Annotated in this window: 23 protein-coding genes and 1 pseudogene; 12 read left to right on the top strand and 12 right to left on the bottom strand. The window is 60.0% G+C overall.

Going from position 1 to position 22,900, the window contains the following annotated elements; genetic code table 11:
* Positions 1–13: 13 nt before the first annotated feature.
* On the bottom strand, positions 14–1,354 hold the full coding sequence (ffh, locus tag WB650_RS09025) for a signal recognition particle protein (RefSeq protein WP_422306611.1): 1,341 nt from the start codon (positions 1,352–1,354) through the stop codon (positions 14–16).
* A gap of 264 nt (positions 1,355–1,618) precedes the next feature.
* Here ffh and WB650_RS09020 point away from each other — a divergent pair, with 264 nt between their 5' ends.
* Positions 1,619–1,783 carry a hypothetical protein gene (locus tag WB650_RS09020; protein WP_422306613.1) on the top strand — a complete coding sequence of 55 codons (165 nt, stop codon included), beginning with the start codon at positions 1,619–1,621 and terminating at the stop codon, positions 1,781–1,783.
* Here the strand turns inward: WB650_RS09020 and WB650_RS09015 are convergent.
* Complete coding sequence (locus WB650_RS09015; protein WP_423960210.1) at positions 1,780–2,544, bottom strand: hypothetical protein; 765 nt, start codon at positions 2,542–2,544, stop codon at positions 1,780–1,782. The genes WB650_RS09020 and WB650_RS09015 overlap by 4 nt on opposite strands.
* Before the next feature lie 9 nt (positions 2,545–2,553).
* Positions 2,554–3,918, bottom strand: a complete 1,365-nt coding sequence (locus WB650_RS09010) for a choice-of-anchor tandem repeat GloVer-containing protein (protein WP_422306617.1) — start codon at positions 3,916–3,918, stop codon at positions 2,554–2,556.
* Between the two features lie 174 nt (positions 3,919–4,092).
* Here WB650_RS09010 and WB650_RS09005 point away from each other — a divergent pair, with 174 nt between their 5' ends.
* Positions 4,093–4,392: a GIY-YIG nuclease family protein gene (locus WB650_RS09005; RefSeq protein ID WP_422306619.1), complete on the top strand. Its 300-nt coding sequence runs from the start codon at positions 4,093–4,095 to the stop codon at positions 4,390–4,392.
* Positions 4,393–4,479: 87 nt separating this feature from the next.
* Here the strand turns inward: WB650_RS09005 and WB650_RS09000 are convergent, their stop codons facing one another.
* The 5 genes from WB650_RS09000 to WB650_RS08980 are packed head-to-tail and all read right to left on the bottom strand — an operon-like array spanning position 4,480 to position 7,079.
* Positions 4,480–4,890, bottom strand: a complete 411-nt coding sequence (locus tag WB650_RS09000; RefSeq protein WP_423960207.1) for a PaaI family thioesterase — start codon at positions 4,888–4,890, stop codon at positions 4,480–4,482.
* Positions 4,891–5,391 carry a TIGR00725 family protein gene (locus tag WB650_RS08995; protein ID WP_422302642.1) on the bottom strand — a complete coding sequence of 167 codons (501 nt, stop codon included), beginning with the start codon at positions 5,389–5,391 and terminating at the stop codon, positions 4,891–4,893.
* A gap of 14 nt (positions 5,392–5,405) precedes the next feature.
* On the bottom strand, positions 5,406–6,164 hold the full coding sequence (locus WB650_RS08990; RefSeq protein WP_422302644.1) for an HAD family hydrolase: 759 nt from the start codon (positions 6,162–6,164) through the stop codon (positions 5,406–5,408).
* Positions 6,157–6,627, bottom strand: a complete 471-nt coding sequence (locus tag WB650_RS08985; protein ID WP_422302646.1) for a DUF4149 domain-containing protein — start codon at positions 6,625–6,627, stop codon at positions 6,157–6,159. Before WB650_RS08985 ends, WB650_RS08990 begins: the two co-directional genes overlap by 8 nt.
* A gap of 26 nt (positions 6,628–6,653) precedes the next feature.
* A complete protein-coding gene (locus WB650_RS08980; RefSeq protein ID WP_422302647.1) occupies positions 6,654–7,079 on the bottom strand; it encodes a DUF2203 domain-containing protein in 426 nt (141 codons plus the stop codon).
* 155 nt (positions 7,080–7,234) lie between these two features.
* Here WB650_RS08980 and lon point away from each other — a divergent pair, with 155 nt between their 5' ends.
* The 3 genes and pseudogenes from lon to WB650_RS08965 all read left to right on the top strand — a co-directional run.
* Positions 7,235–9,679 (top strand): endopeptidase La, encoded by a 2,445-nt coding sequence (lon, locus tag WB650_RS08975; protein ID WP_423960205.1) that lies wholly within the window; start codon positions 7,235–7,237, stop codon positions 9,677–9,679.
* A gap of 347 nt (positions 9,680–10,026) precedes the next feature.
* Entirely contained in the window at positions 10,027–11,484 is a 1,458-nt protein-coding gene (gene glgA / locus WB650_RS08970; protein WP_422304026.1) for a glycogen synthase GlgA, read from the top strand.
* 36 nt (positions 11,485–11,520) lie between these two features.
* A pseudogene (locus WB650_RS08965) lies at positions 11,521–11,892 on the top strand (ribonuclease H family protein); the annotation flags it as partial.
* A gap of 219 nt (positions 11,893–12,111) precedes the next feature.
* Here the strand turns inward: WB650_RS08965 and WB650_RS08960 are convergent.
* Positions 12,112–12,885, bottom strand: coding sequence for a methyltransferase family protein (locus WB650_RS08960; RefSeq protein ID WP_422304025.1), 774 nt, complete (start codon positions 12,883–12,885; stop codon positions 12,112–12,114).
* 314 nt (positions 12,886–13,199) lie between these two features.
* Here WB650_RS08960 and WB650_RS08955 point away from each other — a divergent pair, with 314 nt between their 5' ends.
* Both WB650_RS08955 and WB650_RS08950 read left to right on the top strand, forming a co-directional pair.
* Positions 13,200–13,376 (top strand): hypothetical protein, encoded by a 177-nt coding sequence (locus WB650_RS08955; protein WP_422304024.1) that lies wholly within the window; start codon positions 13,200–13,202, stop codon positions 13,374–13,376.
* 31 nt (positions 13,377–13,407) lie between these two features.
* Positions 13,408–13,584, top strand: a complete 177-nt coding sequence (locus WB650_RS08950; protein ID WP_422304023.1) for a hypothetical protein — start codon at positions 13,408–13,410, stop codon at positions 13,582–13,584.
* On the opposite strand, the gene WB650_RS08945 is transcribed toward WB650_RS08950, so the two are convergent.
* Entirely contained in the window at positions 13,581–14,201 is a 621-nt protein-coding gene (locus WB650_RS08945; RefSeq protein WP_422304022.1) for a hypothetical protein, read from the bottom strand. The genes WB650_RS08950 and WB650_RS08945 overlap by 4 nt on opposite strands.
* A gap of 175 nt (positions 14,202–14,376) precedes the next feature.
* Positions 14,377–15,735: a GH1 family beta-glucosidase gene (locus tag WB650_RS08940; RefSeq protein WP_422304021.1), complete on the bottom strand. Its 1,359-nt coding sequence runs from the start codon at positions 15,733–15,735 to the stop codon at positions 14,377–14,379.
* Positions 15,736–15,878: 143 nt separating this feature from the next.
* On the opposite strand from WB650_RS08940, the gene WB650_RS08935 reads away from it, so the two are divergent.
* Positions 15,879–16,412: a hypothetical protein gene (locus WB650_RS08935; protein WP_422304020.1), complete on the top strand. Its 534-nt coding sequence runs from the start codon at positions 15,879–15,881 to the stop codon at positions 16,410–16,412.
* 57 nt (positions 16,413–16,469) lie between these two features.
* On the opposite strand, the gene trxB is transcribed toward WB650_RS08935, so the two are convergent.
* A complete protein-coding gene (gene trxB, locus WB650_RS08930) occupies positions 16,470–17,408 on the bottom strand; it encodes a thioredoxin-disulfide reductase (protein WP_422304019.1) in 939 nt (312 codons plus the stop codon).
* 101 nt (positions 17,409–17,509) lie between these two features.
* On the opposite strand from trxB, the gene moaC reads away from it, so the two are divergent.
* The 4 genes from moaC to WB650_RS08910 all read left to right on the top strand — a co-directional run bounded on the left by moaC (position 17,510) and on the right by WB650_RS08910 (position 22,888).
* Entirely contained in the window at positions 17,510–18,049 is a 540-nt protein-coding gene (gene moaC, locus WB650_RS08925; protein WP_422304018.1) for a cyclic pyranopterin monophosphate synthase MoaC, read from the top strand.
* Positions 18,034–19,230 carry a class I SAM-dependent rRNA methyltransferase gene (locus WB650_RS08920; RefSeq protein WP_423960201.1) on the top strand — a complete coding sequence of 399 codons (1,197 nt, stop codon included), beginning with the start codon at positions 18,034–18,036 and terminating at the stop codon, positions 19,228–19,230. Before moaC ends, WB650_RS08920 begins: the two co-directional genes overlap by 16 nt.
* Before the next feature lie 93 nt (positions 19,231–19,323).
* On the top strand, positions 19,324–20,460 hold the full coding sequence (locus tag WB650_RS08915) for a WD40/YVTN/BNR-like repeat-containing protein (protein WP_423960199.1): 1,137 nt from the start codon (positions 19,324–19,326) through the stop codon (positions 20,458–20,460).
* A gap of 37 nt (positions 20,461–20,497) precedes the next feature.
* Positions 20,498–22,888 carry an efflux RND transporter permease subunit gene (locus WB650_RS08910; protein ID WP_423960197.1) on the top strand — a complete coding sequence of 797 codons (2,391 nt, stop codon included), beginning with the start codon at positions 20,498–20,500 and terminating at the stop codon, positions 22,886–22,888.
* Positions 22,889–22,900 lie beyond the last annotated feature (12 nt).

The following is a 22,900-nucleotide window of genomic DNA, read 5'->3' as shown; positions in this document are numbered from 1 at the left end:
CCTAAATCTTATTCTAGCCGCCGAGCCCCAGTCCGCGCATCATCATTTTTCCCGCACCCATGCGGGTGATTTTCTTCATCATTTTGCGCGTTTGCTCGAACTGTTTGAGGAAGCGATTCACATCCTGGACCGAAGTTCCGCTGCCGCCTGCGATTCGCGCACGGCGGCGCCCGTTGATAATCAGATGATTACCGCGCTCCTGCAAGGTCATCGAGTCGATAATCGCCTGGATGCGCCCGAGCTCGAGCTTGGCGTCTTCGGAATCGGCCGCGCCCGCGAGCTTCTTGAGCCCCGGAATCATGCCCATCAGCTCGCCCAGCGATCCCATCTTTTTTATCGCCTTAATCTGCTCGGCGAAATCCGTGATGGTGAACTCGTTCTTCTTGAACTTGCGCTCGAGCTCCTTGGCCTTGGTCTGATCGTAATTCTGCTGCGCCTTTTCGATCAGCGTCAGCACATCGCCCATCCCGAGGATTCGCGACGTGAGCCGGTCGGGATAAAAAATTTCGAACGCGTCGAGCTTCTCGCCGGTCGCAGCGAACAGAATCGGCGCGCCAGTGATTGTGCGCACTGACAGCGCCGCGCCGCCGCGAGCATCAGAGTCGAGCTTGGTCAGAATGACGCCTGAAATTCCCAGCCGCTCATGGAATCCCGCCGCCACGTTCGCGGCTTCCTGCCCGGTCATCGCATCAGCAACAAATATGATGTGATGCGGGTTGAGCGCCGCCTTCAGCCGCGCCAGCTCGTCCATCAACTCTTCGTCGATCTGAAGGCGGCCGGCGGTATCAATCAGTATCGCGTCATGCCCACCGGTTTCGGCTCGGGCCATCGCGCGCGATGCGATCTCGATCGGATCCTGCTTCTCGTCACTATCGAGGACCGGGATTTGCGCCTGCGCGCCGAGCACTCGAAGCTGCTCCATCGCGGCCGGGCGATAAACGTCGGTGGACGCCAGAATCGGATGACGCTTGCGCTCCGATTTGAGCCATCGTGCAAGTTTGGCGATGGACGTCGTTTTGCCTGAGCCCTGCAGGCCGACCACCATGATTTTGACCGGCGGCTTGACCTTCAGGTCGAGCTCGCGCGCCGTGCCGCCCATCGCGTTCTGCAGCTCGGTCGCGACGAACTTGATCAGATGCTGTTCGGGCGAGAGCGATCGGAGAACTTCCGCGCCGAGCGCCTTATTCTTGACGTGCTCGATAAAGTCGCGGACGACCTTGATATTGACGTCGGCCTCGAGCAACGCGAGGCGGACTTCGCGGAGCGCATCCTCGATATTGCGCTCGGTGATCCGGCCTTGGCCCTTGAGTTTCTTGAAGACTCCTTCGAGGCGATCGCTGAGCGTGTCAAACATGCGTAAAAACTCGGTTTTCGGAAGGTCGAGGAAAGCGGATTCTGCCCAGTCAGCTAACTTAAATAATATACCAAACCGGCAAGGCTAGGGTACACTCGCGCGACTGTCAATGCGGCGACGCGTATTTGCTGGCCTAATTTTCAAGTTTGTCATTTTTGCCTTATCGGCCTAAGAAATCGACGCCCTAACGCCGTTCGGCACGACATATATCGGCCATGCTAGATTCCCTGACAGTTGCGCAAATTCGGAAAATCGGGTCTTTCGATGGATAAAGCGAAAGCGGACGACGTTTTGACCTGTTCGAAATGCGGCGCGAAGACCATGTTGATTTATATCGAAGCGGGAGAAGTTCAGCGGGTCGTGTGTGCGAGCTGCAATGACCTGGTCGCTTACACCGAGAATTTGATCAGGATTCTCAATAAGTCTTAAGAGGCTTTGGGTTTGATGTGCGCCTCGTAGTACGGGCGCATCGAGCGCAGCGCGCGCATCTGATGGTAGGCGAGCTCGTCGTCTGGATAGCGATGCTCGGGGCCGATGACGCATCCGGCGCGCGCGTGGCATCGCGGGGTGCAATCCGGCTCGACTTCGACGCGATGGGTCAGGCATTTGGGGATGTCCCATCCCGACTCTATGCTAACTGCTCCGGCCGGGCAGGCGGGAATGCAGGTACGCGCGGTGCATCGAGGGCACGGGTCGAAGCCGAGCGCCTCACCCGGTGAATCGAGCTCTTCGTCGATCAGGAGCGCGGCGCGAAATGCGATCCATGGTCCATATACAGGATGCACAGTGACGCCGAGGATGCTCGGTCCGGCGATGCCCGCGACTTTGCCCAGCTCGATGAAGCTGAGAGTGCGGCCGCTGCTCATGAAGGGGTAAACTGTCGTGCATCGCAGGCCCGAAGCTCGCAGCGGGGCGGCGACGTCGCGCTCGACCACGTCGCGAGTGAAATCGTCGAGCGGATTTTCGCGATCCCACCATCCCGAGTTGCGCGCGGCGTGGGATTTGAGCGCGTTCCATAACGCGCCGCCGCCGTTGCCGATTACGACGATCGAGCGGGTGAGCGGATCGATCGCAGAGGCGCGCGAAATCTCCTTAACGGTGTTGTCGTAGCGCGCGACGGGAAGGGCCGCGACCAGGTTGAGTCCGTGCGGCTCAGCGGCGCGGCAGATTATGTCCAGCGTCAAGGACATGCGCATAGCTCAGAGAGCAGGAGGCACGAGGGCGAAGATCGTGCCGTTGCCGCATTGCCCGCCCACTTCGGTCATCCCGTAAAGCGTGTTGTCCACCAAGATGACGTTGTCGATCGGCTTGGCGCCGTCGGGCGCGGGCTGGAAGTCGTAAATTCGATCGTAGCCTGTCCCGTCGGTATTGATTTGAAAGACGGTCCCGTTGCCCTTGCTGCCGCCCAACTGGGTGGTGCCGTAAAGCGTGGTGCCGTTGAGCAGCAACGAGCCGTAGGGATTAATGCCATCATTGGTGCCCGGATCGCCGAAGCTCTGCAGGATCGTGAAGTGCGAGCCGTCGGTGCGCATCGAGAAGAGTATGCCGTTGCCGTACTTGCCGCCGTAGGTGGTCAAGCCATAGAGAACCGAGGGAGGCTTTGCTACGGCGGCCGAGCCGACTTGCACCAGCGTGCCATGGTCGGGAGTCGCGCCGTCGTTGGCGTCGATGCACGTGGGCGTGCTGTTACCGGGGCAGGCGAAATCGTGGAGGACCTTGTATTTGTATTTGCACTTGCCCGTGCTGCACTTCACCGAGGTGAGCGAGAAGATCACGCCGACATCGTGACCGCCGCCGGATCGCGTCATCCCGTAGAACGTCTTGCCGTCGGGATCGAGAGTCAGCGCGCCATGCGGATCAGCTCCATCCCCGCCGCCGAAGGAATATAGCTGTGTGTAGGTGCTGGTCGCGGTATCGAAGGAGTAGATGGTGCCGTCGCCGGTCGTGCCGCCGTGCTTGCCGCCCTGGGAGGTCATGCCATAGAGCACGCTGCCCACGACGACAAAGCTGGAACTGGTCGGCTGATTGCCGGTGCTGTTCTGGGCGCTCTTGGCGAAGTTATAAACCGGCGGCGTCGAATAGCCGGTGCCGTCGTCGTTGATGCTGAAGATGGTGCCGTTGGCATGCGTGCCACCCGTGAGCGTGGTGCCGTAGAGGACAGTGCCGAGCAGCGTCATCGCGTCGTGGCGCGGATCGTTGCCGTCGGTCTTCGCGCCGGTGAAGAAGTGATCGACTATGTAGGCGGAGCCGCCGGGCATTATCTGAAAAACCGTGCCGTCACCGTTACCGCCCGAAGTGGTCGTCGAGGTTTGGCCGAAGAGCAGCCCGGTAGCGGGGACGTAGGTCAGCGATCCCAGGGGGTCGGCGCCGTCGGTAATTTTGCACTTGCCGGCGGTAGGGCCGGCGCCGAAGGAATACAGCACGGTCTCGGTGCCGGTGGGCATGGCGTCGGGAACGGCGTTCTGCGCGATGGCCGCAGGAGCCAACGTGAGCAATAGCGCAGCCGCGAGCATCGCGACCACGGCGAGTATACATCTGCAGTCGAATCGAATCCGAAAAAACATATTCGGTTACCCCCGCCCCCTTCTTTTGAGAAATTCAATTGTAATGAAACACGCCGCGCGTTTCAGCAGGGATGATCCCCGAATGCAGCATTAAGAAAAGAAAATCTTTTTATCTGTTGCTCGGTCTTTGTGTCATTCTAGAGCGAAGCGAAGAATCCCGGATCCGGAAGCTGCGTGCGCAAAACATCGAACAGCAAGAGCTACTACGTTTATATAATGAGCAGTCCGTCGCGAACACTCTATACGGGAGTGACGAATGACCTCGAGCGGCGGGTGCATGAACACAAGAGCGGCGCTGTACCCGGCTTCACAAAACGCTACAAGATTGATCGGCTAAATTATTTTCAGGAGACCAATGACATCGGCGCGGCAATCGCCGCCGAGAAACAGATCAAAGGATTGCTGCGACCGAAGAAGATTGCACTGATCGAACAAGAAAACCCGTTGTGGCTAGATTTGGCCGCTGAATCGTAGGAAAAGACCGGGATTCTTCGCTTCGCTCTAGAATGACACAAAGACCGAACGAGGGTTAGGAAAAGCTCCGGTTTCCCCTGCCTCCTCCTACGCGATTTTGTACGTTACCAGCGCGTCGGCGATTACCGCGTCGGAGGCGTCTGCTATCTCGACCGTGAGACTTGCGATGCGCTTGCCGGTGCGCTTCACGCGCGCGCGGGCGATCAGATCGGAATTCACGGCGAAGCCGGTGTAGTTAACTGTGAGTGAGATGGTTGCGGTGCGCGTCGTCTCGGCGAGGCTCCAAACGGCGGCGCATGCAGCCACGTCGGCGAGCGCAGCGATAGCACCACCGTGAATCGGCGCGCCGGGACCACCCTCATTGAGAATGCGCGGATCAAACGGCATCCGGACTGTTGCGGAGCCGTTGGCAGCCGATTCGATCTTGAGCCCGAGCATCGCGGCGAACGGCGCGCGTTCAAGTGCCTGGATAGAGGAGCTTCGATCCTGAGCGGCCATTCAATTTCTCCGTCGTGAATTTGATTTCGCCAGCTTGAGCGCGAGTGCAACCGCGTCAGCTGGGGTGTCCGCGCGATTCAGGCCGTCGATTTCGGCCCACGAATCGAGCGCGACGATCGGTTTGCCGAATTTTTTCGCGAAGCCGATCTCGGCCAGCGTGCCGCCCTCGCCCGCCAGCGCAATTATCGCGTCTGCGCTGGCGACAATCACGGCGTTGCGCGCCTCGCCGATGCCGGTGGCAATCACGAACTCGACATGCCGGTTCGCAGCGCTGCGATCGTAGCCAGGCAGTATCCCGATCGTATGCCCACCTTGCTTGCGCGCGCCGGCCGCCGCGGATTCCATCACGCCCGTTCGCCCGCCGTTCAGCAAGATGGCGTCGTGGCGAGCGATCTCGCGGCCCAGCTCGAACGCGAGCTTGCAGACAGCGGCGGGAGCGTCAGCCCCGCCGATGACCGCGACCACTTGTTGCCGTTTCGTTCTCTTCGGTGAAACCGGCACCGGCGGAATTGCTCCTACAGGCCGAGCGCGGCCGGGAGTTCTGCGAGGTCCTGGATAATGATGTCGGGCGCGGGGATTTTTTCGGGCAGCTCGCGATTGCGCGTGCGAATCCACGCGGAATGCATCCCGACGCCTTTGCTGCCGAGCACGTCGTCGAGCGGAGTGTCGCCGACGAACAGGATGTCGGCAGGCTCGAGACGCATCGCGTTGAGAAGTTTTTTGAAGATGAGCGGATTGGGTTTTCGATAACCGGTGTCGGCCGAGATGATCACTGCGGTGAAGAGCTCGCGAATACCGGTATCACGCATGATTTGGTGGCCGGTTTCGGAATCGTCGAAATTGGAGATGAGGCCGAGGCGATGATGCTCTGCGATTTTCTTCATCGCTGCGATGCGCGCGGGCGGCGCCTTGGTGACCTCACGCACGCGGGCCATGTGGATTCGGCGCAGATCCTCGGCCAGCGGCACTGCGATGCTTTCGTCGACCTCGAGAATCTTGAGCGTGCGTGCGAACCGCTCGAGGCAGGTTATCTCGACCGCGTCGGCCCTGGCCCGCTCAGAGAATATGTCGCTGTAAACCGACGCGTGCGCCTCCGAGAATTTCTCGCGGTCGAAGTCCTTGCCCAGCGCGGTTTCCAGCGTCGAGTAGAGCAGGGGAGTCGTGCTGCGAATCTCGCGCCCGCGAAACTGCATCAGCGGCAGTCCTTCCGGATTCCAGGTGACGAGCGTGTCGAACAGATCTATTACGATCGCTTTGTAACGATGCTCAGCCACGCGGAATCAATGCTCCCGAAGTGCCGACGACAGCGGCGATGTTCAACAACAGCACAGTGCCGTTGAGAATTACCGACTCGCGATGCAGTTTATCGAACTCAGCTTTTTTGACGAGGTCGGGATTTGGATCTTCGTTAACGGTGCGAATAGCGTCGGCGCGCGGGAGGATGACCGTGCCCGCATAGAAGGTGATTCCGAGCGCGATCGCGATCGCGACCGTCGTGCCGCCCCACCAAATCCGCGGGCCCCGCACTGCGGTGAAGTAGATCGCGAGTACCAAGCTGATCGTCCCCACGATGTAACCGAGCATGTAGTAGCGCGGGAAGATCGTGCTGATCAGCTGGCCGGCCTCGGCTCGCGGCAGAACCGTGAACACCGCGGGCGCGGTGAAGAATGAGAAGAAGACGATTCCTCCAAGCCAACATCCGAGTGCGGCCAGGTAAATAGTCAAAACTATGATCATCTTTTTCAGTAATAAGGGAGTGGCGATCAGTTGAGGTATCTGTTGGGCGCGCCGGGCAGCGGCTGACGCTCGGAGAATCCACTATCGACGCTGTGCCATGCGACGACCCTCGACTCACCGAACTGCCAGCAGAGGAAAACGATGTCGTCGCCGGCGTCGTACGGGAAGTCGATCAGGCCGAGGTCGATGTCCTTGAGGATGCATCCGAAGGATTCGATTTGCGCGGCTGCCTCGGCCATGTTGGTCGCGAACGACCGCAGCTCCGGATAGCGCCCCACAATTTCGCTCATCGCGGAGTGCACAATCGAAGGATCGTCGACCGACAGCTCCTCGATTCGCGCGCGCAACGACGTCGCCTGCATTTGAAGCTGGCGCATTAAAATTTCCAGCCTGGGAATCAGCTCATTGGCTTCTTCCTCGCTGAATAACTTATCAAATCCAATATTAGGCAACGTTTTTCCGTTGGTAGCGCAAACCGATCACCGTGATTAGCTTTTTACACAAGAGGTAACCTTGTCTGCATCACAACCGTATATTACGGTGAAATCCGGGTTGCGGGGAAGCGGCGTTCGCGGCGGGGTCCCTCCTTACGAGGTTCGATTGATCTATGGCAGATAAACCCAAAGGGGAAAAACGTTTCGAGATTGAAGAAGACCTGAGCAAGGTCGAGATACCCGATATCCTGCCGGTGCTGCCCTTGCGCGGCATCGTGATTTTTCCAAGTCAGATACATCCGTTCCTGGTTTCGCGGCCGTCGTCGCTGAAGCTGATCGAAGAGTGCGGCCAGACCAACAAGGTCATCGCGCTCGCGGCCCAGAAAAATCCGGAAGACGAGCAGCCCACGCCCGAGGGCTTGTTCCAAAGCGGCACCGCCGTGAGCATCGTCAAGATGTTGCGCTATCCCGATCAGAGCGTGCGCGTGCTGGTGCAGGGTCTCGCGCGCATCGAGCTGGGGCAGTTTACTCAGCGCGAGCCGTACTTTCTCGCGCACGTCAAGCGGCTGGTCGAGCCGGTTTCGTCCGACAAGGAAATCGACGCGCTGCATGCGCACCTGGTAAGTCAGTTTTCCAAGTTCGTTTCTCTGGTGCCGTACCTGCCCGATGAATTGCAGGTGATGGCGATGCAGGTGAAGGAGGCCAGCCGGCTCGCCGACATGGTCGCCTCCTACCTGAAAATACCAATCGAAGAGGCGCAGGATCTGCTGGCGACGCTCGACGTTCGCGGGCGGCTGGAAAAGCTGATTGCGATTCTGGGGCGCGAGATCGAGATGCTCGAACTCGGGCACAAGATCCAGTCGCAGGTGCAGACCGAGCTCAACAAAAATCAGCGCGAGTACTATCTGCGCCAGCAGCTTAAGGCGATTCAGAAAGAGCTGGGCGAAGGCGACGCGCGCTCATCCGAAGTCGAAGAAATCGAAAAGAAGATCGAAGAGGCGAAGATGTCGCCCGAGGCGCGCAAAGTCGCCGACAAGGAACTCGAGCGCCTCAAGATGATCCCGCCGGAGTCGGCAGAACACACCGTCGTGCGCACCTACCTCGACTGGCTGGTGAGTCTCCCGTGGGGCGTTTCGACCGAGGACAACCTCGACATTCGGCACGCGCGCCAGGTGCTCGACGAGGACCATTACGACCTCGAAAAAATCAAAGAACGCATCCTCGAGTTTCTCGCGGTGCGCAAGCTCAAGAACGACACCAAGGGACCGATCCTGTGCTTCGTCGGGCCTCCGGGCACCGGCAAGACTTCGCTCGGCAAGTCGATTGCGCGAGCGCTCGGGCGCAAATTCGTGCGGCTGTCGCTCGGCGGCATCCGCGACGAGGCCGAGATTCGCGGGCATCGCCGCACTTACATCGGATCGTTGCCGGGGCGAATAATCCAGGGGCTGCGCAATGCGGGCTCGAACAACCCGCTGTTCATTCTCGACGAAGTCGACAAGCTCGGCATGGACTTCCGCGGCGACCCGGCATCGGCGCTGCTCGAGGTGCTCGATCCCGAGCAGAACAACACCTTCGCCGATCACTACCTCGACGTGCCGTTCGATCTTTCGAAAGTGCTGTTCCTGACCACCGCCAATATGCTCGATCCGGTGCCGCACGCGCTGCGGGACAGGATGGAAGTGCTCGAGCTGCCGGGATACACCGAGGAAGAGAAGCTGCAAATCGTGCAGCGCCACCTGATTCCCAAGCAACTCAATGAGAACGGACTCGGCGATCAGAAGATCGAATTTTCGGAAGACGCGCTGCGCGAGATAATTCACAGCTACACGCGCGAGGCCGGGCTAAGAAATCTCGAGCGCGAGATAGCGCGCGTCTGCCGCAAAATCGCGCGTTCGGTCACCGAAGGCGAAACCGCGCCGGCGGTCGTCACCGGAGACGACGTGCAGAAGTATCTTGGCGCGCCGCGCTTCTTCTCGGAAGTCGCGGAACGCACGCAGGAGCCGGGGGTTGCGACCGGACTGGCGTGGACGCCCAACGGCGGCGAGATAATGTTCATCGAGAGCACTCGGATGACGGGGCAGAAGGGTCTCAACCTTACCGGCTCGCTCGGCGACGTGATGAAGGAATCGGCGCAGGCGGCGCTGTCTTACGTGCGCAGCCATGCGGCAGCGCTCGGAATCGCGCCGGACTTCTACGATAAGTCCGACATCCACGTTCACGTCCCTGCCGGTGCGATCCCGAAAGACGGGCCGTCCGGTGGCGTGACGATCGCTGCGTCGCTGGCGTCATTGCTCAGCGGCCGGCCGGTGCGGTCGGACGTTGCGATGACCGGCGAGATAACGTTGCGCGGCAAGGTGCTGCCGGTCGGCGGAATCAAGGAGAAGGTGCTCGCCGCAAGGCGCGCCGGCATCAAGACCATCATTCTGCCGCGGCGCAACGAGCGCGACCTCGAAGACATCCAGCCCGAAGTCCGCAAAGAGCTCGAGATGATTTTCGTCGACACCGTCGATGAGGTCATCCGCCACGCCCTGCGCGACGGCGACGCGGTAAAGCCGGGCGCCGAAGCCGTAGCCCCAACGCCCGCAACAGCCCGAACCGAGCGAACCGTCCTGAACTAGGCAGGCAGTCGCTCCGACTCTTACCTCGCCCGAGTTAGGGTGTTGCGTTCCGCGCCACCTCGTACCCGCCTCGCCCGCTTAGTTGCGGGAGAGGCCGCGCCGAAGGAGCGGGTGAGGGCGGACTTTACGGGAGAGGAGGCCGGCCGCATCGCGGCCGGTAGGTGAGGGTGCTGGATCATTCCACCAAACCCAGCTGGCTCTCTTTTTTGTGTAGTCCTTTTTTGTGTCATTCTAAAGCACAGCGAAGAATCCCGATCCTTCTTCGCCTCGTCGATGTGCCCAGAACCCTCACCTAACCTTTCCCGTAAAGTAACGGGCAAGGGATCAGACTCCAGAATTTCGACCCCGTGAAGATAGTGATCGTTGCGGCTGAAGCCGCGCCCTACGCAAAAGCCGGCGGCCTCGCTGACGTGATCGGCTCGTTGCCTGGCGCATTAAAAGAGGCCGGCGCGGACCCGTCGCTGATCGTGCCGGGCTACAGTTCGATCATCGAGAACGTCGAGACCGCGCCGGTCTTGCGCAACATCCCGATGCGATTCGGTGCGGGCATCGAACGTTTCTCGGTATTGCGGGCGAGCGATTCGCACGGCGTGCCGATGTATCTGATCGACCACCCGGGATTTTTCAGGCGCCCCGGAATCTACGGCGAGAACGGCAACGACTATCCCGACAACATGCGGCGCTTCATCTTCTTTGGCCGCGCCGCCGCGATCGCATCGTCGGAGATAATCGCGCCGGACATTTCGCACGCGCACGATTGGCACGCGTCGGCCGTGCCGATTGCGATGCGCGCCGACGGCGGCCTCAGCCCGATGTTCAAGCAAGCGCTGTCGGTCTTCACGATTCACAATCTCGCTTTCCAGGGAATCGGCAAACGGGAGGATTTCGCGCTGCTCAATCTCGACGCCTCATATTTTTCGCCCGCGTATCTCGAATTTTACGGCCATCTGAATTTGATGAAGGGCGCAATCGTGCTGTGCGACGGCGCGTCGACCGTGAGTCCCACCTACGCGCACGAAATTACCACCGACCCGGAACTCGGCTTTGGACTCGAAGGAGTGCTGCGCGACAAGGGCGAAAATTTCGTGGGAATCCTCAACGGCGCCGATTACCACGAATGGAATCCCGCGACCGATCGCGAAATCGCCGCGAACTACACGCCCGCGAAGCCCGACGGCAAACGCAAATGCACGCGTGCGTTGCGCGAGTCGCTCGGGCTGCCGAACCGCGAAGATTGGCCGGTCGTCGGGATGGTCACGCGAATGACCGGCCAGAAAGGCGTTGACCTGCTGAGAGACGCGCTTGACGCTGTGATGCAGCTGGATTTGCAACTCGTCATGCTCGCGAGCGGCGACGTCGAGCTCGAAAAATTTTTCAAGGACGCGGAGAAGCGTTATCCCGAAAAGCTTCGGGCGATAATCGAGTTCAACAATGCAACCGCGCATCGAATCCAGGCCGGCAGCAACGCCTTCCTGATGCCCTCGCGATTCGAGCCTTGCGGACTCACGCAAATGTACGCGCTGCGCTACGGCACCGCGCCCGTCGTCCGAGCCACCGGAGGACTGCGCGACACGGTCAGCGAATTCGACCCCGCGCGCGGGACCGGGAACGGTTTTGTGTTCGAAAAGTTCAACGCCACTGAAATGGTAGCGGCGCTGAATCGTATGGTGACGATGTTCCACGATCACGCGAAGTGGCGGCGACTGATGGCGAACTGCTTCGCATCGGATTTTTCATGGGAGGCCGCGGCGCAGCAATACCTCGACTGGTTCACGCGGCTGCGAAAAGCTCGCGGCCTCAGCTAGAATCCGGCCGTGGCGCTCAACTCTCGCGAATATCTCGTGTACGCTGACGGCTCGTGTCTCGGAAATCCCGGGCCCGGCGGATGGGGCGTCGTGGTCCGCGATCCGGATGGCGTCGTGACCGAACTCAACGGCCACGAAGACGCGACCACCAACAATCGGATGGAATTGATCGGCGCAATCGAAGGCCTGCGCGCGACCGAGCGTGGCGCCGACGTAGTTCTTCGCAGTGACAGCCAATACGTCGTCAAGTCGATGACGCTCAATTGGAAGCGCAACGCGAATCAGGACTTGTGGGCGCTGCTCGATGCCGAAACAAAGTTGCGGCGCGTGCGATTCGAGTGGGTGCGCGGACACGGCGTCGATCCGATCAACAATCGCGCCGACGAACTCGCTCTGATGGGTGCGAATGGCAGGCTGGTTGCTGACGGTGCTTTGCCGGAACAGCGAAAAGCGCGCACGGCGAAGACCTTCGACTCTTCTGAAGAAGCAGACCTGATGACGCGTCTGAAGCCGGGCGAATCGATTCGCAAATGCGCGGGATGCGGCGCGAAGTTCGTGAGCGCCGGCGATAGCAACGACTTCTGCTCTCATGCGCGCTGCCAGCTCGATGCGCGCAGTCGCTGAAAGCTACCAGATAACCGGAACCAACGCGTCCGTCACGCTTTGGTAGTCGTCGTATTCTTCGCCGAATCGCGCACGCAGCATCGCTTCTTCCGACTTTATCCGCCGCTGCGCGAGAATCGCTCCGATAATAAGCGTCAGGATCGCCGCGACAGGCGCGCCGTAAATGATCGTCCATGCGAACGTCACCAGGAAGGTGCCCGCGTAAATCGGGTGCCTGAGGTAGCGATAAAATCCGCGCGTCACCAGCACCGGCCGCTGGGGCGTTCGACCCGCTGTAAAAAATCCGAGTTGGATGCGCGCGCCCAGCGCGAGCCACATACCGAGCAGCTCGAGTAACAATCCAAGCGCGCTGGCCCAGGCAGGCGCCGAGCCGCCGTAAGCGTAGGTGCGCTCGAACGGCGCGGCTGCAAACACGAGGAGGATTGGAAGCTGCGCGGCTATCCGCCGGCTGAGCTCCTCGCGCGGTGGGCTGTCCTCGGCATCTTCGCGAACGATCAAATCGGAAAATCGGAAGCCCGCATACGCGACCAGGTATGCGAGCACGTAGTGATGCTCGGCGAAGTAGGCGGTGATTCCAAGTCCCAACGCGATCGCGCCGATGACGGCGACCAGGAAAATCGTGGTCTCGGCGAAGTGCAGTGCCAGGCTACGCATGAAACGCGGATGCTCGCCGGGCGACGCGATGGCGTCGGCGAGGAGCATCGCGGTCGTCGGCTTCAATCCTCCGGTTGCTTTGCCGTTCGATTCCGGCGTTTCTCGATTCAATTCACTCGCCATAACGCCCACTTTCGCAGATGCGACGAACAGGATCAAAGAGGCCCTGCGCCGTCTGCGCCGCAGCATAATAGCTGCACGTCCGCAGTTGTATTGTTTCGCGAAAAAGGAAATTTGCTGCGAAAATCAAATATTGGCCTGTCTCGTCTCGCATTCTGCGATTCGACCTAACTCATTGATTTTTATAACTTTTCATTAATGATCCGCTTCCTGCGGCGAAGTTTATATTCGAGAAGTCATTGGTAAATCGAGAGTTTTTTCGATGGTATGCGACTTGCTTTACCCTCTGTCAGTCAACGAATACGGAGGGACCGAAAATGAACGCAACCACTAACGAAGCAACTCTCACGGCAATCACCAACATCAGCGAAGAGGCGGAAGCCACTGCAGGAACCCGGCTCGCACAGAACAGCTTGCTGAGCGAACTGCCCGGCATCGTGTTCGGCCTGATCACACTCGGATACGTCATCAGCTCACTGGTGGCATTGGCCTAGTCGTCCGAAGAATTTTAAGGGAGGAATTGAAATGAACGCATCCACCACAGAAGCAAGGTTCGTAGGAATCGCGATCAACCAGGCGGAGGAAGTCAGCGCCGCGACCCGGCTCGCCCAGTACAACATGCTGAACGAAATCCCGGGCGCTATCTTCGGCATCATCACCGTCGCGTACATCGTCGGCTCGCTCATCGCGCTCGCGCATTAAGTCATGACGCGCGTCGCCCACATCTCAGATGCCACCGGGTGCGTCACTACCCGAGATGCACGACCCGATGTGGCGCGCGCGGAGATGCGTGACGCGGTGACGGGCTCGTCCACCGCTCGCGCGACCATGGTGAGAGATACCCAGATGACCGCCGCAGCCAGCACGATCGTGAACCACGCCATCGCGCGGATGCGCCGCAGCATCGAATTCAGCTGTTCGACGGTGAATGGATCGCCGTCGCCGTGGGCGGCCACTTCTTCCTGGCGGCCGATCCTGAAAGCCAGTCCGAACGTGATGTAGGTCTGGATGAAGATGAGAAGGAAGGCCAACAGCAGCTTCAGTTCGAGCGCGGAGCCGATTCGCGCGAAGTAGTCAAACTTCATCGACGCTTTCAAGTCCGTCAGCCGCATCGCCCCGCTAATCACAATTATTCCGAGCACGCCGATCGTGAACGGGTTGTAGAACTTGAAGCCCGCAATCAGGCTGGCGCGCCGTGCAGCCTCGTTGGGCGCGGTCTCTGCGGCCGGAATCAGCATGTAGATGACCGCGAACTGCGCGCCGACGTACGACGCCATCGCGCACAGATGCAGCCACATCAGGAATTCGCCGCCGTTCATGGCCTTCCCGACACTAACACAGCCCTTTTGTCATTGTGACCAAGGCGAGCAACGCAAGCGCGTGTTGTCATCCTGACAAAGCGAGCAACGCGAGCGGCAGGAAGGATCGCGGACAGCTTCGCGCCACACGCGAAGCCGGTTCCGGTATCCTCGTTCGCGCGCCGCGCGCGCTCCATTAGATGACCGGGTCGAAATCGAGCGCGCCGTTGCGCGCGAGTCGCGAATACCAGCGGCCGCTTTCTTTCACGATTCTTTGCTGCGTCTTGAAGTCGCAATGCACAATTCCAAAGCGCTGCTGGAATCCTTCGGCCCATTCAAAGTTATCGGTGAACGTCCACAGAAAGTAGCCGCGCACGTCGGCGCCGGCTTTCATCGCGTTTCCGACCTCACTGATAAAACGGCGCAGGAAACTGACGCGGCGCTGGTCGTTGACCTTGCCGTCGGCACCCGGCCCGTCGCCGTATGAACAACCGTTCTCGGTCACATAGATCGGGATTCCGGGGTAGTCTTTCGTGATGTGCAGGATCATTTCCGAGAGTGCCTGCGGATAGACTTCCCATCCGAACTCGGTGATTTCGTCAGCCTTGGGTCTGACCTGCTTGACGCCCATGTATTTGTCGTGCGAATCGTGAGCGACAACAGCGCGCGTGTAAAGGTTAATCCCGATAAAGTCGAGCGGCGCCTTGATCAGGTCCATGTCGCCGGCGCGTATCTCGACGTGATCCTCGACCGAACCGTGCAGGTAGGCTTGCGGATATTTGCCCTGCATCACGGTGTCGAGGAACCACATGTTGTAGAATCGATGCCATCGCTGGGCCGCCGTGCGATCCTCGAGCGACCCGGTTTCCGGATGCACCGGAGACATGCTGAACGCAGTTCCCACAGCGTCGGGATGATTTTTCGATTCGCGGATCGCCTTGATTGCCATGCCCTGCGCGAGATTTACCGTGTGCGTCGCCTTGATCGCGCTTTCCAGTTCGTGGCGTCCCGGCGCGTGTATTCCCAGGTGATATCCGAGGATCGTGAAGATCCACGGCTCGTTGAAGGCCATCCAATGCTTCACGCGATCGCCGAGCGCGTCGGCGACGACGCTTGCGTAGTCGCGGAAATATTCGGCGAGGTCGCGATTCGGCCATCCGCCGGCGTCTTCGAGCGTTTGCGGCAGATCCCAATGATAGAGCGTCACCCACGGCTGGATGTTGCGCTTGAGCATCTCGTCAACTACGCGGCGGTAGAAGTCGAGGCCCTTCTGATTAACCGGGCCCTTGCCGGTCGGCATGATGCGCGGCCATGAAAGCGAAATTCGCGCCGCGTTGAGTCCAAGATTTTCCATCAGCGCGATGTCGTCGGCGTAGCGATGGTAGAAATCGCAGGCGACGTCGCCGGTATCGCCCTGTTTAATCTTGCCGGGCGTGTGCGAAAAGCGATCCCAGATGGACTCACCCTTGCCGTCTTCGTTCCATCCGCCCTCGATTTGATAGGACGCGCTGGCGGTGCCCCACAAAAAATCTTTAGGAAATGAAATTGGCGCCATAAGCCGTTCTGTTATCACAGCAATAACAGCTTGGCGACCCCGCCTTGGTCAGCATCGGCGGTGAATGGCTTTGGAAGGGGCTGCTGAGCAGAGCGCGATGACAGCAGTTGGCAGGGAGCGCTCTTTGACGCTTAGATGACGATATGCCACAGCTCGCCGCATGGGACAGCTTCTATGTAATCGTCGGATCGGCTGCGGGCGCGCTGATCGGATTGCAGTTCGTCGTGATGACGCTGGTTGCTGCGAGGCCTTCATTAAGGGTGGCCGAGGCTGGCGCTGCGTTTGCGACGCCCACGATCATTCACTTCGGCACAGCGTTGCTTTTGTCGGCACTGCTACGGGTTCCGTGGCAATCGATCATTCCCGCCGCCGCCTGTTGGGGCCTTATCGGCCTCTGCGGAGTAGCGTACGCGCTGGTGGTAGCCCGGCGCATGCGGAGGCAAAATGTCTACCAACCGGAGTTCGAGGACTGGCTATTTCATGCGCTGCTGCCGCTGGCGGCGTATGCGACACTCGCGATATCGGCATTCGCGGTTCCATCCCGCACGCGCGAGGCCCTGTTCGGCGTCGGATCCGCGGCGCTGCTGTTGCTCTTCATCGGCATCCACAACGCCTGGGACAGCACCTCCTACCACGTGTTCTCTTACAAACGAGATGCAGACGATGAGCGAAGCTGATCGCAATTGAGCCAGTTGCACTGCGATGGCGGGCACGGCGGCCCGCCCCACTGACGATTATTCGCCCTTTGCTTCGAGCCAGCGTTCGGCGTCGATTGCCGCCATGCATCCTGTACCCGCGGCGGTGACTGCTTGACGATAGACACTGTCGACGACGTCGCCGCATGCGAATACGCCGTCGATGTTGGTGTAGGTCGAGCCCGGCTTCACCTTGAGATAGCCGATCTCGTCCATCTCGAGTTGGCCCTTGAACAGCGCACTGTTGGGATTGTGGCCGATTGCGACGAACACGGCGTCGGTTTTCCTGTGGGTGATTGCGCCGGTCTTGAGATTTTTCAGCTTGACGCCGCTGACGCCCTCTTTTTGGCCGCCGACGATTTCTTCGATCGCGGAATCCCAGATGAATCCAATCTTCGGATTCTTGTGCGCCCGATCCTGCATGATCTTCGACGCGCGCAACTGATCGCGGCGATGGACGACTGTGGCATTGTTGACGAACCGGGTCAGGAAGGTCGCTTCCTCCATCGCAGTGTCGCCGCCGCCAACCACGATCGCGTCCTTGTTCTTGAAGAACGCACCGTCGCAGGTGGCGCACGCGCTCACGCCATAACCCATCAGGCGCTTTTCGGATTCGATTCCGAGCAGCTTGGCTGTCGCACCGGTCGCGATGATGACGGCCTTGGCTTTGATCACCTTGTCGTCCGCGACTAACTCGAACGGGCGCTTGCTGAAGCGCACCTCGGTCACCGCGCCGCTCATGAAGCGGGTGCCGAAGCGCGTCACCTGGCGCCGGAACACGTCCATCATTTCGGGGCCCTGGATGCCGTGCTCGAAGCCGGGATAGTTCTCGACCTCGGTGGTGATAGTGAGCTGGCCGCCGGGCTCGTGGCCCTCGATCAGCAGCGGACTCAGATTGGCGCGGGCAGTGTAGAGCGCCGCCGTCAGTCCGGCAGGACCGGATCCGAGAATTACGACTTTATTGATTTCGTCAGGCATATGAACCGTCTGCGCAGTGGTTTGAGATGTTGGTCGAACCGAGAATCAAGAGTTTATTGTATATGCGCGGGCGGTCAACATAAGCTCTAACCACTCCTTCGATGTCGGGCAAGAAACCAACCACAACGCGGCGCGCCGGCGCTGCGCGGCTGACGCATCTTGATGCGCGCGGGCGAATCCGGATGGTCGATGTCGGCGAAAAGCCGGTCACACGGCGCGAGGCGATTGCGCGCGGCGAGGTCAGGATGGCGCGGGCGACCTTGGACGCGATCGTCGGCGGGAAACTCAAGAAGGGCGAGGCGCTAGCCGCGGCGCGAATCGCAGGAATCATGGCGGCGAAACGGACGCATGAGATGATTCCGCTCTGCCATCAGATCCCGCTCGAAGTTGTCGAAGTTGATTTTAATCCTGATGAGACCAACTCGGTGCTGCAAATCCAGGCTCGCGCTGTGACCGAGGCGCGCACGGGCGTCGAGATGGAAGCGCTGGTCGCGGTGAGTGCGGCGGCGCTGACGATTTACGATATGGCCAAGGCGATAGATCGCGCGATGGAGATCGGCGCGATTCGGCTGGTCGCAAAACGCGGCGGCCGCAGCGGCAATTTCGCTCGCGACGGCGAGCCGCCATGGCCGTCGCAGTGAGCGAGCCGCTAGCGCGCGTGATCCTCAAGCGCGGGAGGGAAGGTCCGGTCCGCGGCGGCAACCCGTGGATCTTCTCGCAGGCAATCGACCGGATTGAGCCGCCGTCGCCTGAAGCCGGCGCTCTCGTCGCCGTGCATGACGCGGCGGGCGCACTGATCGGAATGGGCTACTGCAATCCTGCGACGACAATCGCCATCCGGATGCTTGCGTGGGGAGAGACTCCCGCAATCGACGAGCTGGTCCCGCGTCGGTTGAAGAGCGCGCTCGCATTGAGAAAGCGATTCATCCGCGACGACACCAATGCGTACCGACTCATCAACGGCGACGGCGATGGGCTGTCGGGCGTCGTCGTCGATCGATTCGGTGACGTGCTGGTCGTGCAAATCCTGACCGCGGGTGCGGATCGGATGCGCGATACGATTGTGAACGCGCTGAACGAGATGCTTCATCCACGCTCGATCGTCGAACGAAGCCACGGTGCGGTGAGAAAGCAGGAAGGCCTCGACGATCGCACTGCGGTTCTGGCCGGTGAAGCCGTAACTGAAACCATCGCGGTCGAGAACGGAATTAAACTCAAGATTGATTTCGAGCACGGCCAGAAGACCGGCTATTTTCTCGATCAGCGCGACAACCGCGCGACTGCGGGCTCGATCGCGTCGGGCGCGCGCGTGCTCGACGCTTTCTGCTACCAGGGTGGTTTCTCGCTCGCGGCAATTGCGGGAGGTGCCAGCAAGGTCGTCGCGGTGGACACGTCGGCGCGTGCGCTCGAGGTCGCGCGGCAGAATCTCGAGCTGAATAAGCATCCCGCGAGTGCCGTCGATCTAGTACATGGCGAAGCCGGCAAGTTCATGGCCGAGACGGCGAATCGCTTCGATCTTATCGTGCTCGATCCGCCGCCGTTGGCGCGCAGTCGCGGCGACGCCGAGCGCGCAGGACGCCTTTACGTCGAGCTCAACACGGTCGCGATGCGCGCGTTGTCGCCTGGCGGACGTCTCATGACGTTCTCATGCTCGACGCATTTTCGCGCTGACGATTTCGTGCGCGCCGTCCGATTTGCCGCGTCCAATGCGGGTCGTACTCTTCGCCTGATTGCGCATCTCGGCCCCGGCTGCGACCATCCGGTGTTGCTCGGTCACGGCGAGGGCGAGTACCTGACTGGCCTGTTGCTGGCGGATCTGTGAGTTTTGGCGGCGGTTTCCACGCATAAAAAACGGCTTGCTAAGCTGGCGGGTTTGCTTGAGTATAGAGCCAAATTTCTCCATGGGATCGGCCGAATGGAGCGAAAACCTCGCGCATACAGCTTAATCAAGACGCTTTTTGTTCTAGTCGCGCTCGCGACCGCCGCGTGCCATCGCGAAGTAGCGATGCCGCCGCTGCCGCTGCGCAATATCACCCTCACCGACAAGTTTTTCGACGTGTGGCCGACCAGCCCGACGCGCGCGTTTGTGGTAGGCGATCGCGGCAAGGTGCTACTGACCGAAGACGGCGGCCGTAACTGGAAGCGAATCGACATCGGGACCCAGCTCGGCGTCTTCGGAATCCAGATGACCGACGCCGAGAACGGCTACCTGTGCGGGCAGGACGGCCTCGTGATGCGCACGCGCGACGGTGGCAAGACCTGGAAGCGTCTCGACTCGCGGACGCATCTGTTCATCTTCAGCCTGTCGTTTCCCGACGCGAATCACGGATTCCTGGTTGGTGACCGCGCGCTCGTGCTGAGCACGACCAACGGCGGTGAAACTTTCACCAAGCGCCAGTTGCAAAAACTATTTCCGCCCGAGATCGCGGACTACGCGCTGCCGTACGACGAGCCAGTGCTTTACAGCACGAGTTTTGTCGACGTCGATCACGGATGGGTGGTCGGTGAGTTGGGGCGAATCTGGGCGACTGAAAATGCCGGTAAAAGCTGGCAGGAACAGCAACAAATGCTGGTGCCGCAATATAAATATCCCCTCGGACCCAACGACGATCCGCGTTTCAAGGATTTTCTCCTGCCGACTTTCTTCAGCGTCTCGTTTCGCGATCAAAAGCATGGCGCGGCGTGCGGGCTCGAGGGATGGGTGATCCAGACCGACGATGGCGGCAAGAACTGGCGCTTTGCGCATCAAGCGGACAAGCCGGGCGGGCCGCCTGATACGCTGGTGCCGGGAGCGCCGCATATTCCGGCGCGCGATCCGCTGTTCTCGATCGATCTGTTTGGCAGTGACCAGGGGATTACCACGGGATTGACGGGCACTGTCTTGCGTCTTCAGCCAAACGGCGCGTGGGCGCACGATACTTCGGTGCCGGCGATACCGTTCCCGCTCAGTCAGGTGCGGTTCTTCGACGCTCAGCATGGATGGATCGTCGGCTACGGGACGATCCTGTACACCGAGGACGGCGGCAAGACGTGGCGCTTCTGCCAGGGATGAGCGCGAACGTGCGAACAGAGAGAATTCGGAGAACGCGATGACCTGGTACCGTTTTGGCGAATGGATTTTGCGTCGCCGCTTCATTGTATTGGCGGTCGTCGGCGCGCTCACCGCCTTCTTCGGATACTACGCGGCGCAGACCCAGCTGGTCACCAGCTTCGGCGACCTGCTTCCGCAGAATCATCCGTTCATTCAGGTCGCGCACAAATACGACCAGTACTTCGGCAGCGTCAACAACGTCACGATCATGATCGAAGCGCGCGAGGGGACGATCTACAACCCCGAGATCATCAAAAAGATCGTCCACATGACGCAGAACATGGATCTGGTTTACGGGATCCAGCACGGATCGGTGCGTTCGATCGCGACCGCCAGTTACTTCCGCCCGCTGGCCGGCGGCGTTATTCTCAATACACCGGTTTTGCCCAACGGCGACATTCCCAAAACTCAGTCCGACCTTAACGAACTCGAGAGCAACGTCCACAAAAATCCCGGCGTGATCTTCGGCCGCTTCGTCTCGCTCGACGATAAGGCTGCGGTTATCGAGGGCAGCTTTCTCGAATCGCGGCTCGACTACACGCGCATCTTCGACGAGATTCGAAAGATCGTCGTCGCACCCGAACGCGACGATACGGTGCATATCTATTACGGCGGACAGCCGATGCTGTACGGATGGGTCTATCACTACACGCCGGAATTTCTGTGGATCTTCGTCGCGACGGTACTCGCAGTGTGGATTCTGCTCTATCTTTATTTTCACGACTGGCGCGGTGCGCTGCGGCCGACAATCTCCGGCGTCATCTGCGCCATCTGGGGACTCGGCTTCATCCGGCTGCTCGGTTACGGACTCGACCCGCTGGTGCTCGTCATCCCGTTCCTGATAACCGCACGCGCCGTCAGCCATTCGGTGCAGATGCACGATCGGTACTACGAGGAGTTCTACCGCCTGCGCGACAAGGAAAAGGCGATCCTGTCGTCGTTCGCCGAGCTGTTCGTACCGTCGCTGTCGGGAATTCTGGCCGACGCGTTCGGCGTGCTCGTCATCCTGCTGGTGCCGGTGCTGTTTCTCCAAAGGCTGGCGGTCACGGCCAGTTTCTGGATCGCCGCGATCATCGTGAGCGAGCTGATCCTCAATCCGATCGTGTACTACTACCTCGATCCGCCGCACATCGACGTGATCGAAAAACGCGAACATGGCTTCTTCAAACGGATGCTCGAGTCGATCGCCAGGCCGATGCTCGAGCGGACCGGGCGGATCGTGACGTTCGCGGGGACGATCGCGGTGATCGCGCTGTGTGCGTTCTTCTGGACCGGCCTGAAAGTCGGCGATCCCTCTTCTGAATCGCCAATCCTGTGGCCCAATTCGCCGTACAACCGCTCGATGGCCGCGATCCAGGAAGAGTTCGGTGCGATCGAACAGTTCGTGGTCGTCGCGGAGCTATCCAAACGAGATTCGCTGAACGATCCCAAGCTGTACCACGTCATGGACGAGTACGAGCGCTACATGGAGCGCGATCCAGCGGTCGGGCGCACGTTCTCGGTCGCGGACTTGCTCTCGAACGGCGGCTCGGCACTGCGCGAGTTCCAGCCCAAGTGGAACGTGTTGCCAACGACGGCGCGCGGGACAGGACAGTTGCTCGGTGGGTTGCTGGCGGGAGCGTCGCCGCTGTCGACTGCCTACATCATAACTCCGCGCCGCGACGCGACGCAGATAACGGTGTATACCAAGGATCGCGAGGGCGAAAACGTCCAGCGCGTCGTGCTGCGCACGCAGCGGTTCTTTGATGAGCCGCAGCATCAAGTGCCCGGCGTCCATTTTGCGCTGGCCGCAGGGATAATCGGTGAACTCGCGGCCGCTAATCAGGAAATCATCGACAATGATCTTCTGCTCAATGTGCTCGCGTTCGCTACTATTTACATAATACTACTGGCTACCTATCGCTCATTCATGGCCGGTATCTATTTGCTATTTCCACTGGCTCTAGCCAATGCGGCAATCAATGCCTACATGGGCGCTCACGATATAGGTATAAACATCAATACTCTGCCAGTAGTCACTGTCGGCGTCGGATTCGGAATTGACTATTCGATTTATATAGTAAGTCGCATCATCGAGGAGCTCGCGGAGGGACGCGAACTCAAGGAGAGTACCTACATCGCCCTGGTCACCTCGGGAAAGGCGGTTGCCTTCACCGCGCTGACGCTGGTCGCGTCAGTTCTGTTCTGGTACTGGTCGAGCATCCGCTTCGACGCCGAGATGGGCCTGTTGCTGGCAGTCTGGATGTTCGTTTCGATGCTCGGGGCCATGACCATTTTACCTGTGATGATCGTGACGTTCGATCCTGCCTTCGTTCGGCGTGAAAAGGAGCGGGTAGTCGCGTCGAAGCTACTCGAGGTCGAGGGTCACCCGGTGGCCGCATCTTCCTAATCATCGACGCTC

It is taken from the genome of Binatus sp. (SeqCode), from assembly GCF_049584895.1.
Taxonomy (GTDB): domain Bacteria; phylum Desulfobacterota; class Binatia; order Binatales; family Binataceae; genus Binatus.
The sequence above is the reverse complement of the archived record's forward strand: the minus strand, read 5'-3'. Positions and strand labels throughout refer to the sequence as shown.

What these genes read in the sequence shown, in the direction of transcription:
- ffh (WP_422306611.1), bottom strand. Translation starts at nt 1,354, where the DNA reads ATGTTTGACACGCTCAGCGATCGCCTCGAAGGAGTCTTCAAGAAACTC.
- WB650_RS09020 (WP_422306613.1), top strand. Translation starts at nt 1,619, where the DNA reads ATGGATAAAGCGAAAGCGGACGACGTTTTGACCTGTTCGAAATGCGGC.
- WB650_RS09015 (WP_423960210.1), bottom strand. Translation starts at nt 2,544, where the DNA reads ATGTCCTTGACGCTGGACATAATCTGCCGCGCCGCTGAGCCGCACGGA.
- WB650_RS09010 (WP_422306617.1), bottom strand. Translation starts at nt 3,918, where the DNA reads ATGTTTTTTCGGATTCGATTCGACTGCAGATGTATACTCGCCGTGGTC.
- WB650_RS09000 (WP_423960207.1), bottom strand. Translation starts at nt 4,890, where the DNA reads ATGGCCGCTCAGGATCGAAGCTCCTCTATCCAGGCACTTGAACGCGCG.
- WB650_RS08985 (WP_422302646.1), bottom strand. Translation starts at nt 6,627, where the DNA reads ATGATCATAGTTTTGACTATTTACCTGGCCGCACTCGGATGTTGGCTT.
- lon (WP_423960205.1), top strand. Translation starts at nt 7,235, where the DNA reads ATGGCAGATAAACCCAAAGGGGAAAAACGTTTCGAGATTGAAGAAGAC.
- WB650_RS08960 (WP_422304025.1), bottom strand. Translation starts at nt 12,885, where the DNA reads ATGGCGAGTGAATTGAATCGAGAAACGCCGGAATCGAACGGCAAAGCA.
- WB650_RS08955 (WP_422304024.1), top strand. Translation starts at nt 13,200, where the DNA reads ATGAACGCAACCACTAACGAAGCAACTCTCACGGCAATCACCAACATC.
- WB650_RS08950 (WP_422304023.1), top strand. Translation starts at nt 13,408, where the DNA reads ATGAACGCATCCACCACAGAAGCAAGGTTCGTAGGAATCGCGATCAAC.
- WB650_RS08945 (WP_422304022.1), bottom strand. Translation starts at nt 14,201, where the DNA reads ATGAACGGCGGCGAATTCCTGATGTGGCTGCATCTGTGCGCGATGGCG.
- WB650_RS08940 (WP_422304021.1), bottom strand. Translation starts at nt 15,735, where the DNA reads ATGGCGCCAATTTCATTTCCTAAAGATTTTTTGTGGGGCACCGCCAGC.
- WB650_RS08935 (WP_422304020.1), top strand. Translation starts at nt 15,879, where the DNA reads ATGCCACAGCTCGCCGCATGGGACAGCTTCTATGTAATCGTCGGATCG.
- trxB (WP_422304019.1), bottom strand. Translation starts at nt 17,408, where the DNA reads ATGCCTGACGAAATCAATAAAGTCGTAATTCTCGGATCCGGTCCTGCC.
- moaC (WP_422304018.1), top strand. Translation starts at nt 17,510, where the DNA reads ATGTCGGGCAAGAAACCAACCACAACGCGGCGCGCCGGCGCTGCGCGG.
- WB650_RS08920 (WP_423960201.1), top strand. Translation starts at nt 18,034, where the DNA reads ATGGCCGTCGCAGTGAGCGAGCCGCTAGCGCGCGTGATCCTCAAGCGC.
- WB650_RS08915 (WP_423960199.1), top strand. Translation starts at nt 19,324, where the DNA reads ATGGAGCGAAAACCTCGCGCATACAGCTTAATCAAGACGCTTTTTGTT.
- WB650_RS08910 (WP_423960197.1), top strand. Translation starts at nt 20,498, where the DNA reads ATGACCTGGTACCGTTTTGGCGAATGGATTTTGCGTCGCCGCTTCATT.